Genomic DNA, 11,634 nt, shown 5'->3' with positions numbered 1-11,634 from the left:
GGGCGGGCGGGCGCCGGACAGGTGAGGGGGCGGGGGGACCGTCGGACGCCGCTGAGCGGCGCCCGAGCGCATCTCCTCGGTCCAGCCGGCTGCTTCGGGCGCGTCCGGCGGTGCGAGTTCCGGTGGACAGGGCCGGATGGGGAAGGGAAACAGGCTCCAGGCCAGCGCCGCTTTCGCCCGGGCGGGCAACAGCAGGCGCAGCCGGGCGCTGCGCGGCATGGCCGGGCGGTGGTGCAGCAGCGATGCGGGGGCATCGGCCGCGAGCTTCAGGCGCAGCCGGTACAAGTCGGTGTAGGCGCCGAGCGCGACGCCGACCGCCGGATGCAGCACCGGTGGGAGCGGGGTGCGGTCCAGCCATGCGTGGGCCCGGTCGGCCAGGCGGCGCACCAGTTCCTCGAACGCCGGCGTGGCGCGCCGGGCCAGCAGGTCCGCGCGGCGTACCCCGGCCTCGTCCAGGGCTTCCTGCGGAAGCGGTACATGGCCGCGGCCCAGGTCCTCGGAGAGGTCGACGAGGGCGTCGGTGAGGTAGAGGCCGTCGACGGCGGTCTGCCACGCCACCGCCGCGTCGGGCACGCCCGCCGCGATCGCCTCCGGCTCGGTGGACAGGCCCGCGACCCGCAGCAGCAGTGAGCCCGCGCGCAACCAGAACGGCGTGTTGACCAGGCTGCTGTAACGCCGCCACTCCTGCCACGTGGCGAACTGCCGCCCGTGGACGTCCTGGCGCAGCTCCTCGAAGACCGTGTGCAGGAATCCCGGCGGCAGGTTCCAGGTCAGCATGGTGTGGATCAGCGCCTGCCGTACCGGGTCGCTGCTGCGGCCGTCGCGCAGGTCGGCGTCGAACGCCGAGATCCACGCCTCCAGCCGCCCGGCCCGCCCCGCGTCTGCTGCGTGGGATGCGTCGACTACGTCGGCCAGGTCGTCCACGGCCCGTACGGCGCCGTACAGAGCCCATGTGGCGGTCCGCAACGGCGGCGGAAGCAGCAGCGAGACGGCGTACTCGATCTGGCCCGTCGCTCGGGTGGCGCGGCGGCACGCCTCGTAGCCGCGGCGCAGGGCCGCGTCGTGGATGCCGCTGCGCTGATAGACCAGGGCGGGGGACACGGACAGAGACCTCACCTCACGCCTCCTCTTCTGGGGTCGCAGCCGCCTGCTGGGGGATCCAGGCCAGGGCCAAGGCACTGCCGACGGCGGTGAGCAGGAAGCCCAACAGCAGGCCGCCGAGGTTGGCGGCGACCAGACTCACCAGGGACAGCACTGCGGCCAGGACGCCGGAGAAGTAGCGCAGGGCCGGGTTGTGCCACGTCGTCACACCGGCGACGACGAACAGCGAGCCGAGCGCCCATGAGGCGGCGCCCGCGGTACCGGTGAACTGCAAGAAGCCAAGCCCCACCCAGGAGACGCAGATCAACTCCAGCCCGCCGAGGCCCAACAGCAGCCCTGCCGCGAACGGCCGGCTCCGCCGCCACCCTTGCCGAGCGGACCGCCGGCCAGGCCGCATCGCCGTACTCATCGGGCCGCTCTGGGCTCGCAGCCGGCCGCACCCCGGCGCACATCGATGGAGACACCCCGGGACGTGATCGTCCCGGCGGTGAAGGCATGCGGCTGCGTGGTCACCGTGCTGCCGCTGACCTTCTGCGCGCCGACGGTGAACAGGCCCGTGGGCCGGTCCAGGGACACCCGCGGGGTGTCGAACTTCGCGCCGGAGAGCTTCACCGACCGGGCCGTGGCCTTGCCCGCCTCCACCGTCAGGCCAGTGGCGGAGGCTCGCTCGATACGTACGACGGCCGTCACCGCTCCGACGACCGGCAGGTGGGCGGTGGAGGTGACGCAGGCATCCTCCACGGTGGCCTGCTCCACCCGCGTCGCCAGCGCCGGCAGCAGTCCGCCACGGCCCGAGGCGGCCGGGGAGGCCGACACACCCGATGCGGACACCCGCGCGGCATGCACCGTGACCGGAACCTCCCCCGCGAACGCCACGGACACGGCCCCTGCCGCGCTCCCGGCCAACAGGACCGAGGCACCCACGAGCAGGGGAGCCAGCGCCAGAGCGAACCGCAGGCGACTTGTCCGCCCGCCGCTGGCCATCACAGGGAAGTCATTGTCGATCACGACCGACCCAACGACTGTCCCGGACCGAAGTACCGCCAAACCCACGATCGGCTGATACGACTCCGCGGCCGGTTGCCGCGCCGGGGTTTTGGCCGTCAGTCCCGCCGTCGCCCGCCTCGTCGTGGTGTTCCGCTCAGTCGGACGGGGTGACCGAGGACCACACACCGAACCACTGCTCGGCGCCGTACTCCTCGAACCGCTCCACCTCGGTGAACCCCAGCTTCGCCGCGAGGCGCATCGCGCGGTCGTCGGCGGTCCGGGTGCAGAGCACCACCGGCTCGCCGGGAAGCGCGTCGGCGAACCAGTCGAGTGCCGCTGCGCACGCCTCGGCGGCGTACCCGCATCCCCACGCCTCCGGCAGGAACATGTAGCCGAGCTCGGCCTCCCCGGCATCCGGACGGACGTGACCCGGGCGCTCTGCGTCGCGCCGATCGAGCGTGATCATGCCAATCATCGCCCCGTCGAGATCGATCACGAAAAGGCCAGGGCGCCGCCCGGGCACCTCAGGCACCGCGCGTTCGAGCTCATCACGCGGTCGAGGCCCACCGATGAAGGTGCCCACCTCTGGCGATGCGAACAGCTCGATGAAAGCCGCACGGTCCCGGGCCTCGGACCCGCGGACCACGAGCCGTTCGGTCCTTATCGGGGCAGGTGGCCAGGCGACGGGCCCGAGTTCAGTCATGGCGGCCACCTGTCGCCCGCCCGTGAGAGTGATCCGAGAGACGGACACTCAGTGCGTGCGGGGGTGGCGGACCTCGCCCGTTCCCAGTGTGATCACGGCCCGGGGCAGCATGGGTTCCTCGCCGCGGCGGGAGAGCAGAACCACGTCCTCGACCGACGCCGACAGCGTGCCGAGCCGGACGGCACACTCGGTCGCCAGGTGCTTCGGGTCCTGGGTGCGGCCGAGGGACAGATGCGGGGTGAAGCGGCCGCCGCGCCCGTGACAGAGCGGGAACCGCAGCTGCAGCTCTCGGTGGAGACGGGCCCATGGCGCCGCGTCCGACGCGGCCGGATCGAGCCAGACCGTCGCGTAGTGCCGGTGCCGGAAGTACCGCACACCGGCCAGGCGCGCCGTGAATGTCGCGCTCTGCGCCGCGGCGGCGGAGAGCAGTGGTACGGCCCGGTCGAACTCCTCCTCCGGCACGAAGCCGAACAGCAGATTCACATGCGGTGGCCAGCGCCGTACCTGCGGATCGTGCTCCAAACGGATGTCCTGAATGGCCGGCCAGAGCTCCCGCGGCGGCAGCCACGCCACCGCCGTCCGGGCCGTCGGCGCCACCTCGAGCGCATCCATCGGCTCGGCCCCGCCGAAAGCCGGATTCCCGTCCACCTGGCCATGGTCCCAAATGAACCCCTCAAGAAGGCGAAGACTCGCTCGCCGAGCTCAAATCTATGTGCTGGCAATGCAATTGACTGTGCATCAGTTCTGGAATCAAGTGCAACTTTGCCAGTTCTTGGTGTAGCTCAGCCGTCGGTTACGTGAGCCTCGTGGGCACCAAGCGGTGACCGCAAGCCCCATCGGAACAGGGGCCACGTGGTCACCGTCCCCCACGTACGGTAAGAGGCAACAACGATGACGATGAACCGCGCACTGCGGTACGGCGGCCGCACGCTGGCGCTGACAGCGACCACGCTCGGGGTGATCGCGGCGGCCGTGCCCGCTGTGGCCGATGAGCAGCCCACCGCGGAGCAGATCATGGCCGACTGCGCTTCCGGAGAAGGCAAGTGCAGCTTCAACTCCCCGGAAATCGGCGAAGCTTACGTCGGCGAGCCCCGCCAGGTCTCCGAACTGCTCTACAACTGCACCGCCTCGCCCGCCTCCCAGTCGATGTCCTGGGCGGACACCGTGGGCTCCTCCCACTCGGTGGGAGGCTCGGTCACCGCCGGTGGAGGCATCGAGGGCATCATCACCGCCAGTGTGACCGCGACGTACAACTACACGTGGCAGAGCTCGCACACGGAGACGAGTTCCTTCACGGTGAACGTCCAGCCGGGCGAGGTGGGCTGGATCTCCCGCGCCCAGGTGATGCAGCAGATAGCCGGCACGTGGCAGACCCACTACGACGACCCCAAGTGGGGCCACTATTACTGGTTCGTGCCCGACGTGATCACCGGCCCCGCCCCGAACGGCACGGACGGCAAGCACAGCGCGGTCGTGGTCGAATCCCGCAAGATGACGGCCGCCGAGAAGAAGCTCTGCTCCACCGGTTCGACCCAGGACAAGGTCTTCACCCGCGGCGGCTGATCCGGCCCACCTCCGCGAAGCGGACGAGTCACGCTACCCGGGCTCGCTCCCTACGCGTACGACGCAATCGTGTTCCGTCCTGAGCGCGGAGGGCCGGACTGCGTGACCAGCTCGATCGGAGGTCCGTCGCTTTGTTCCGGGTGACGGCCCCCGCCGTCACCCGCCTCGCCGGCTGGAAGCTGAGCGGCTGGCCGACCTGGCGTCTGACGCAACCGACAGTGTTGGGCTGCTGACACTGCGGCACGGACAGGGCGCTGCTGTTCACCGTGGCCGGCGACGCTGAGACAGGGGTTGTCGTCGGCCGGCCGGGGGACCTGCACTGACGTGTCGCTGTCGCTGCCGCTGACGTTCAGAAGTCCGTGGGCAGCCCGCTCACCTCGGCGATGCCGCGCAGCTCCTCCGTCTGCCTGTGCCGTTCCCTGATGTAGTCGGCGATCTCGCCGAGGCGGACGGGGTCGGAAGCGGTGGTCGCGTCCGTGACGATCCTGACCGGGCCGGTCTCCTCGACATCGATCTCGATCACTTCGTTGTCCAGGCGGCCGGTCATGGCGGTGGCGATGACGAGCGCGGCCTCCTCACGGACCTCCTGGGGCAGCTCGTCGCCGTCCCCCGTGCCGAGCGCGAGGTCGAGACTGGAGAGGCGCTCCTCTTCGATCGCCTGGAGGGCGGGTTCCACCACGCGCAGCAGAAGGCGGTAATCCTCCGTGTCCATCCGGATGCGCAGGAGGTCCAGGTACACGTCCACGGGCCGGCCGTCGCCATGCGGAATCTCGGATTCATTCATCCGCTCCGTGTTCCCCGTAGGGCGCGGCTCAGACGCGTCGCCAGCGGGCCATGGCGAAGGAGAACACACCGAACAGCATCAGCCCGGCCGCGACGCAGACCAGCAGCCAAGGGCCGAGCGGGGTGTCGGCGAAGGTGCGCAGGGTGTCGTCCAGCCCCTTGGCCCGGTCGGTTTCGTAATCGATGGCCGCGCGGACGGCGAAGACGCCGGCCGCGGCGAACACCAGCCCGCGGGCGGCGCCGCCCGCCACGCCGGTGACATCCACCAGCTGCCGTGTCCGGTGGCTCATCTGCCCGAGTCTGAGCTTGTCGTGGTACTTGCGCCGGAGCGCCCGTACACCGATCCAGCCGTGGGCGACGAAGACGTAGAACGCGAAACGCACGGTCGCCGGCAGCCGCTTGCGTGCGCTGCGGCCGTCCTGCCCGACGGAGCCGAAGAGCGCCTCGGGCGGCCGCCACAGAGCCATGCCGACGAGTCCGATGCCCAGCACCCACAGCAGCACCGCGCCGAAAGGCTTCCGCGACAGTTCCGCCAAGGCTCCTGTGCGGTCGGCCTGCTCGTTCGTGTCGCCGAAGGCGATCTGCAGCGCCGGCGCACCGACGAGCAGACAGATCACGCCCCGGGCGGCGAGGCCCGCCTGCGCCGCCCCCTCGGTGACCGGACCCCGCGCCGCCCGCCGGGCCCGCAACCGTCCGGTCCGTGCCAACGCACTCGGCATGAACGGCGACGATGAGCAGTCGCTTCGCGGCCCGTGTGCACCTCCGCCATCGGCGCGCTGCTCGTACAGGATGCCGGGACGGTGCCCGCATCTTCGTGGCTTCTGCCAGTACGACGGTGCGTTGGGGCGCGAGGAGACTTCCCGCCAGAGGTCGCGGCGTGCCCAGGGACGGGCGGCCGAGGCCGACGACATGACCAAGCACATGGGAGGACACCACGATGAGCGTGCAGCAGTACGACGAGATCGGTGAGGCGTTCGAGGGCTTCAAGTCCCTGCCGCTGACGCAGTATGCGGAGGTGCCCGGTTTCCTGGCCATGGTCGGGGACGTACGCGGCAAGTCGGTCCTCGACCTCGCCTGCGGCACCGGCTTCTACAGCCGGGAGTTCAAGAGGCGTGGCGCCACGGAGGTGCTCGGCATCGACATCTCCGGCGAAATGATCGCCGCCGCACAGAAGTTGGAGGAGCACGAGCCGCTGGGTGTGCGCTACGAGGTGGGCGACGTGTCCGAACCACGTTCCCTCGGGCGGCGCTTCGACGTTGCCACGGGAGTCCAGATGCTCAACTACGCTCAGGACGTCGCCGACATGGAGCGGATGTGCCGCAACGTGCACCACAGCCTGGTGCCCGGCGCCGAGTTCTTCGTGCTCGCCCAGTCACCCGACTTCCGCGCCGACGGGCTGTCCTTGGAGAAGTACGGCTTCCGCTGCGAGCCGACCGGCGAGGAGACCGAGACCGGACCGCGCTTCCGGGTCACGGCGCTGCTCGACCCGCCGATCAGCATCATCGCCGCCGCCCCGCGCCGCGAGGTCTACGAAGAGTCTCTGCGGGCGGCCGGATTCAGCGAATTGACGTGGGTCCCCCTGGAAGTGTCCGACGCCGGCATGCGCAAGTTCGGTGCGGACTTCTGGGCGGACTTCCTCGCCAACCCCCCACTGGAGATGCTGCGCTGCCGCGCCTGACGACCGACCGGACCTCCCGGTGACCCGACCCCTGGCATCGCTGCGACGCGCGCCGACGTGCTCCATCTCTGCTCGGCCGGCTGCGTGGAATGCCGCTCCTCCCACTGGGGGCCGGGGCCGGGGGCGGATGGGTGTACTCGGGGAGGCGTAAAAGGGCTTGAACGCGGTCAACCGCTCCTGCGGAGCGGGATACTGGTGCCTTCTTGCGACGTGGCGATCAGGGGAGCGGCTCGGTGAACTCTGCCGGAGAAAAGGACGGTTGGGGCGTGGGCAGTGGCCGGGGTGGGCGGCATGCGGTCGTGGTGGGCGGGAGTCTCGCGGGGATGCTCGCGGCGCACGTTCTGGCCGGGCACGCCGACCGGGTGACCGTCGTGGAGCGCGACCGGTTCCCGGAAGGGACGGGGCCGCGGCCGGGCGTACCGCAGGGCCGGCATCCGCACGTCCTGCTGGATGCCGGGCAGGTGGCCCTGGAGTCGCTGCTGCCGGGCTTCCTGGCGGAGCTGCGGGCGGCGGGCGCGCCGCGGGTGGGCATGCCCTCGGACATGGTGCTGTGGCAGAACGGGCGCTGGTTCCGCCGGACGCCCGCGACGACGCACATCTACACCGGTTCCCGCGCGCAGCTCGAGGAGCTGGTACGGCGGCGGGTTCTGGCCAACCCGGTGATCAGCGTGGTGGAGGGGACGGATGTCGTAGGGCTCCTCGGTGACGCCTCGCGCGTGCGGGGCGTGCTGCTGCGGGACCGCTCCGGCGACGCCCGCGGGGAGCAGCGGGCCCTCGAGGCCGACCTGGTCGTCGACGCCTCCGGCAGCGGCACGAAGGCCCCGCAGTGGCTCACGGCCATCGGGGCCGAGGCGCCGCACGAGGAGACCATCGACACGGGGCTTGCGTACGCCTCGCGCATCTACCGCGGCAGGAGCGGCGTCCTCGACGGCGACACCGTCGGCTACTACGTCTACCCGAGCCCCGACCAGGTCCACGCCGGCGGTGCGCTGCCACTGGAGGACGGCAGCCATCTGGTCATCGTCTCGGGCCTGCGCGGTGACGAACCGCCCACGGACGACGACGAGTTCGTGACCTACACCAAGAGGCTGCCGCATCCACTCCTGCACCGGTGGCTGAGCGAGGCCGAACCGCTCTCACCGGCGTTCGGCTACCGACGGACCGCCAATGCCCGGCGCCGCTACGACGCGCCCGGCAGCTGCCCGGCCGGATTCGTCGCCACCGGCGACGCCCTGTGCACCTTCAACCCGATCTACGGGCAGGGCATGGCCGTCGCCGCGATGAGCGCGGTCGCTCTGCGCGATGCGCTGGCCGATCCACGCCGGACCCCCACGACGCGGCGCGTGCAGCGGGCACTCCTTACGGCGTCCCAGCAGGCGTGGGACATCTCCGCCGGGGCGGACCGCAAGATGCCGGGCGCGGTCGGCAACGCGGTGGCCGGCGGGACCGCGGACCGTGCTGCCGGCTGGTACCTGCAGCGCGTCCAGGAGCGCGCCCCCGGCGACCCCGTCGTAGGGCGCGCCTTCCGTGCCGTACTGACCCTCTCCGCGCCCGTCACCGCCCTGTTCGCCCCGCCTGTGGCCCGAGCCGTCCTTTTCCACCCACCGGCCACGACCCCTGCCGAGCCGCCGGCGACACCGGAGGGACCGGGGGTCTGAGCGAGGCCGGCACTTGGCCGGACACCATGGCTGGAGATGGGCCCGCGTTGACCACTGGGGCGGAGGCGACGCGGGCCCGTCAGATCTGGACGACTTCGTGGCGTGTGGTGAGGGAGTTGCGGCGGGCGTCGCGGAAGGGCAGCCACCCGTTGCGGTTGCTTCGGGGACCGATCGTTTGCTGACGAGTCGGATGCCTACGGCCCGTCGTGGTGTGCGGAGGCCTCCGCGACCTTCTTGAGCGCCGACGTCGTGGCAGGATCACCGACCTTGGCGGGTTGATCGTGCCTGCCGTGCTCAGGGTGGTCGTGCTGGAAGTGGGAGGGGGCCAGCCTGGCGCCGGGACCTTGGGACTCCGACACGGTGTCGGCAGTTCCAGCGGGGACATTGCCGGGCCCGACCGCAGCCGGCCGCCCGCTTTGCTGCGCCATGTCGTCCTGAGCCGTTTCCCCTGGTGCGTCCTGGTGCGGGCGCGGCTGGGTCAGCCAGGCGACGGCCGCGCCGGTGACAGCCAGCGGCCATTCCACCACGCCGGCCACGCCGAGCACCCCGGCTCCGGTATAGACAGCGATCCGCCGTCCGCGCGGCGAGACCGCTCCAATCCGATCCAGCGCGCCGTCGGCGACCCTGCTCACCTGCCCCGCGCCGGGCAAGCGGCGGAGCCCGGAACCAAGGGTCCGCAACGGCTGAGGAAGATGTGAAGAACTCGTCCTGTGCTGACTCATCGCGTATTCTCCCTCCGCGCGTCATCAACGGTTCTCAGTCCGAGTTTCCCCTTGTCACACCACTATGCGGTGGGATCGACGTGGGATCGACATCAGCCGCCCATGCGCCAGGAAGCTCCTGAAGCCGCCCGCCGGTTTCCCGTGGCGGGCGGCTCGTGCCGTGGGCGTTCAGAGATCGAGGTCGGCGGCGGCGCACTGTAGGTGTCCTGGGCCGCTGGACGACACCGGCATGGCGCCGGCGACGGGATTCGAACCCGCGTCACCCGCTTGAGAGGCGAAGTAGCCACAGCCTGCGCACCTGAACAATGCTCACCGTAGTCGAGGCGTTCGTCGGAAGGCACCTGGATTTCGGGGCACGCTGGGGGAGCGGAGAGTCGACAGGCCGGTGAGCCTCCCCGAGGCGCGCCGGGCCGTCCGGGTAGACATAGGTCCACGTCGACGACGGGCGCCTCCCCGAGCTGCCCGACCAGGTCCAGTCCGCCCTGCTGCGCATTGCGCAGGGCGCCCTGGCCAACGTCCGTGAACACGCCGCCGCCGACAACGCCACGACGCGGTGGTCCTGGACGTCGCCGACGACGGCTACGGACTGCCCGCGATGCGGGCGCGGTCTGCGACGACCACGCCGTCGTACGCGCCGGTCTGCTCGCCCTGCTCGACAGCGCACCAGACAGACATTGAGGTCGTCGGCGAGGCCGGCGCACCGGCGAGGAGGCGTTCGCGCCGGCCGCGAAGCTCGTCCCGGACGTGGTGCTGATGGATCTGCAGCTGGGCGAGGGCATCGACGGCGTGGAAGCCACCCGCCGCCTCACCTCCACCCCCGTGGCCAACCTGCGCCGACCCCGCCCCGCCCTCACCGAAGGGGCGGGCCGCCCGCCAGTGTGCGCCCCGCCCCGTCGATGTGAGGCTTTACCTCGGCCGTGGTGGCTCAGAAGGCAAATGCCGCAGCCCCCTGAGTTTCCTTGATGCAAGGATTGGCGAAGGTGTGCTCATAGTTTATGCGTGTACCACGCCATACACCTTGAATGGTGACGACAACGGGGCGATATTCCTTGGTGCAGGGTTGTCCCGCCTCATTCCCGCGGAGGGTGGCCAAGCGGTCGAGGTCCCCGTTCACGCGGTCCAGATCCGCGCAGGCTTGTCGCGGATCGGGGTGAGTTCCCGAGGTGGTGTACGCACAGTTCACCGTCACCGCGCGCTCCGGTGCTGTGGTGGCGGCCTTCTCTCCATGGCCGGTGGTCATGACCAGCGCCGACGGGGCGTACAGCGAGGCCGGTGCGGAGCCGGGCGCGCTGTGGGCGGGCATGCTCAGCGGACCGGCGAGAGCCGTGGTGAGCAGGACTCCTGTCATGGCCCAGCGTGTCATTGGTCGCATCGTGCAACTCCCTTCTGTTTGGGGTGTTCGATGCCTTGAAGTACCCGACTTGTTGTCCCCATGGTCGAGGAGGTGAGAGGGGTTCCATTTCGTTTGCCGGTTGAAGGCGTGGCCGATGTGCCTGGGTATGAAATGGCCTGAAATTTGTTGCGTGGTTTTCGGCGGGGCAGCAGCTCAGAGCTGCTCGGCTACACGGTGGCGGCCGACGAGGGGCTTTCGAAGGCGACCGCCGCCCGAGGGGGTCCGCCGGCAGGCCGAGGTGGCGCGCAAACCGCGCCGCCAGGTCCCAGGTCCCGTGTCCTCATGGTCGCTCGCAACGCGGACAGACACCGTTCGAGGCCCCATTGCATGCCGGCCCACGGAAAACTGTGGGCCGGCCGCGGTCCGGCAGTTGCTGCGGCCATCGGCCTGGATAGTGACGAGAACCCTTTCGAAGGGCGCTCAGCCATGCCTCGCAAGGCGTCGGCGTCCCCGCGGATCGGCGCGATCTCGTCGCTGCCGGGATGATGCGAGGGCGGCTGCGGTGGCGGGTCGCCGCGGCCGGAATCGCGTTCGCCGCAGGCGGCAAGGCCTTGTTGGCCGGGGATACGCCCGGCCCGCGCCATTCCTCCGCGACGCCGGCCCCCGACCCACCTCCACGGCCGACCTGATCTCCACGCTCAAGGACCTGCTGCCGGAGGCCAAGGTCACCGAGCCGGACGGAAAGCATCTGTACGAAGAACTCGGCCCGCACGCCACGGTGGTCTACGACGACGGCAACGGCCCCGCCGCCCTCACCATCGGCTTCAGCCGGTTCGAGGCCGGTGCCCAGTCCGAGCTGACCATCGGCTGTCCGACCAAGAGCTCGGACTACCAGTTCGACAGTTGCGTCACCACTTGGCTGCCCGACCCGAATGGACATGACCACGGTCCGGATAGATCAGCGCCTTCAACCCCGGCACCCATGGCACCCTGACCCGATCGACCCCGGCTCTGACGAGGGATCAGCTGCGAAGGATCGCGCTCAGCTCCGAATGGGACCGGTTCCGCTGGACCCGGCGCCGCGACGGCGGAAGGCTTCGGCGCGG

General features: G+C 70.6%; 13 protein-coding genes and 1 pseudogene. 5 read left to right on the top strand and 9 right to left on the bottom strand.

What is annotated here, in order from left to right:
* The 5 genes from ADL12_RS02945 to ADL12_RS02925 form a co-directional block, all read right to left on the bottom strand.
* A partial coding sequence (locus ADL12_RS02945; RefSeq protein ID WP_159053063.1) for a phytoene/squalene synthase family protein occupies positions 1–1,116 on the bottom strand: 1,116 nt, incomplete at its 3' end.
* Between the two features lies 1 nt (position 1,117).
* Positions 1,118–1,510, bottom strand: a complete 393-nt coding sequence (locus ADL12_RS02940) for a DUF6114 domain-containing protein (protein WP_159053062.1) — start codon at positions 1,508–1,510, stop codon at positions 1,118–1,120.
* Positions 1,507–2,109, bottom strand: a complete 603-nt coding sequence (locus ADL12_RS02935) for a DUF6230 family protein (RefSeq protein ID WP_062698127.1) — start codon at positions 2,107–2,109, stop codon at positions 1,507–1,509. Before ADL12_RS02935 ends, ADL12_RS02940 begins: the two co-directional genes overlap by 4 nt.
* A gap of 133 nt (positions 2,110–2,242) precedes the next feature.
* On the bottom strand, positions 2,243–2,791 hold the full coding sequence (locus ADL12_RS02930) for a GNAT family N-acetyltransferase (RefSeq protein WP_062698125.1): 549 nt from the start codon (positions 2,789–2,791) through the stop codon (positions 2,243–2,245).
* A gap of 48 nt (positions 2,792–2,839) precedes the next feature.
* Positions 2,840–3,439: a 2'-5' RNA ligase family protein gene (locus ADL12_RS02925; protein ID WP_062698123.1), complete on the bottom strand. Its 600-nt coding sequence runs from the start codon at positions 3,437–3,439 to the stop codon at positions 2,840–2,842.
* Between the two features lie 243 nt (positions 3,440–3,682).
* Here ADL12_RS02925 and ADL12_RS02920 point away from each other — a divergent pair, with 243 nt between their 5' ends.
* Entirely contained in the window at positions 3,683–4,354 is a 672-nt protein-coding gene (locus ADL12_RS02920) for a hypothetical protein (protein WP_062698121.1), read from the top strand.
* Between the two features lie 349 nt (positions 4,355–4,703).
* Here ADL12_RS02920 and ADL12_RS02915 read toward each other — a convergent pair whose 3' ends face one another.
* Both ADL12_RS02915 and ADL12_RS02910 read right to left on the bottom strand, forming a co-directional pair.
* Positions 4,704–5,138, bottom strand: a complete 435-nt coding sequence (locus ADL12_RS02915) for a hypothetical protein (protein ID WP_062698119.1) — start codon at positions 5,136–5,138, stop codon at positions 4,704–4,706.
* Positions 5,139–5,166: 28 nt separating this feature from the next.
* Positions 5,167–5,856, bottom strand: a complete 690-nt coding sequence (locus tag ADL12_RS02910) for a DUF1206 domain-containing protein (protein WP_062698117.1) — start codon at positions 5,854–5,856, stop codon at positions 5,167–5,169.
* A 218-nt stretch (positions 5,857–6,074) separates the two neighbouring features.
* On the opposite strand from ADL12_RS02910, the gene ADL12_RS02905 reads away from it, so the two are divergent.
* Positions 6,075–6,815 carry a class I SAM-dependent methyltransferase gene (locus ADL12_RS02905; RefSeq protein WP_062698115.1) on the top strand — a complete coding sequence of 247 codons (741 nt, stop codon included), beginning with the start codon at positions 6,075–6,077 and terminating at the stop codon, positions 6,813–6,815.
* Positions 6,816–7,117: 302 nt separating this feature from the next.
* Complete coding sequence (locus ADL12_RS02900) at positions 7,118–8,473, top strand: FAD-dependent oxidoreductase (RefSeq protein ID WP_062698133.1); 1,356 nt, start codon at positions 7,118–7,120, stop codon at positions 8,471–8,473.
* A 194-nt stretch (positions 8,474–8,667) separates the two neighbouring features.
* On the opposite strand, the gene ADL12_RS57990 is transcribed toward ADL12_RS02900, so the two are convergent.
* Positions 8,668–9,009, bottom strand: a complete 342-nt coding sequence (locus tag ADL12_RS57990; RefSeq protein ID WP_159053061.1) for a hypothetical protein — start codon at positions 9,007–9,009, stop codon at positions 8,668–8,670.
* An 825-nt stretch (positions 9,010–9,834) separates the two neighbouring features.
* Between ADL12_RS57990 and ADL12_RS55985 the strand changes: the two are divergent.
* Positions 9,835–10,014: pseudogene (locus ADL12_RS55985) on the top strand (response regulator); the annotation flags it as partial.
* 106 nt (positions 10,015–10,120) lie between these two features.
* On the opposite strand, the gene ADL12_RS49530 reads toward ADL12_RS55985, so the two are convergent.
* On the bottom strand, positions 10,121–10,558 hold the full coding sequence (locus ADL12_RS49530; protein WP_425265061.1) for a subtilase-type protease inhibitor: 438 nt from the start codon (positions 10,556–10,558) through the stop codon (positions 10,121–10,123).
* 532 nt (positions 10,559–11,090) lie between these two features.
* On the opposite strand from ADL12_RS49530, the gene ADL12_RS02890 reads away from it, so the two are divergent.
* Positions 11,091–11,522 carry a hypothetical protein gene (locus ADL12_RS02890; protein ID WP_062698111.1) on the top strand — a complete coding sequence of 144 codons (432 nt, stop codon included), beginning with the start codon at positions 11,091–11,093 and terminating at the stop codon, positions 11,520–11,522.
* Positions 11,523–11,634: the final 112 nt, after the last annotated feature.

It is taken from the genome of Streptomyces regalis, from assembly GCF_001509475.1.
Lineage (GTDB): Bacteria > Actinomycetota > Actinomycetes > Streptomycetales > Streptomycetaceae > Streptomyces > Streptomyces regalis.
Note: the sequence above shows the minus strand (reverse complement) of the source record. Positions and strands in the feature narration are given on the sequence as shown.

Excerpts from the sequence above, each read along its gene's own strand:
- ADL12_RS02940 (WP_159053062.1), bottom strand. The coding sequence starts at position 1,510 with ATGAGTACGGCGATGCGGCCTGGCCGGCGGTCCGCTCGGCAAGGGTGG.
- ADL12_RS02930 (WP_062698125.1), bottom strand. The coding sequence starts at position 2,791 with ATGACTGAACTCGGGCCCGTCGCCTGGCCACCTGCCCCGATAAGGACC.
- ADL12_RS02920 (WP_062698121.1), top strand. The coding sequence starts at position 3,683 with ATGACGATGAACCGCGCACTGCGGTACGGCGGCCGCACGCTGGCGCTG.
- ADL12_RS02915 (WP_062698119.1), bottom strand. The coding sequence starts at position 5,138 with ATGAATGAATCCGAGATTCCGCATGGCGACGGCCGGCCCGTGGACGTG.
- ADL12_RS02910 (WP_062698117.1), bottom strand. The coding sequence starts at position 5,856 with ATGCCGAGTGCGTTGGCACGGACCGGACGGTTGCGGGCCCGGCGGGCG.
- ADL12_RS02905 (WP_062698115.1), top strand. The coding sequence starts at position 6,075 with ATGAGCGTGCAGCAGTACGACGAGATCGGTGAGGCGTTCGAGGGCTTC.
- ADL12_RS49530 (WP_425265061.1), bottom strand. The coding sequence starts at position 10,558 with ATGACACGCTGGGCCATGACAGGAGTCCTGCTCACCACGGCTCTCGCC.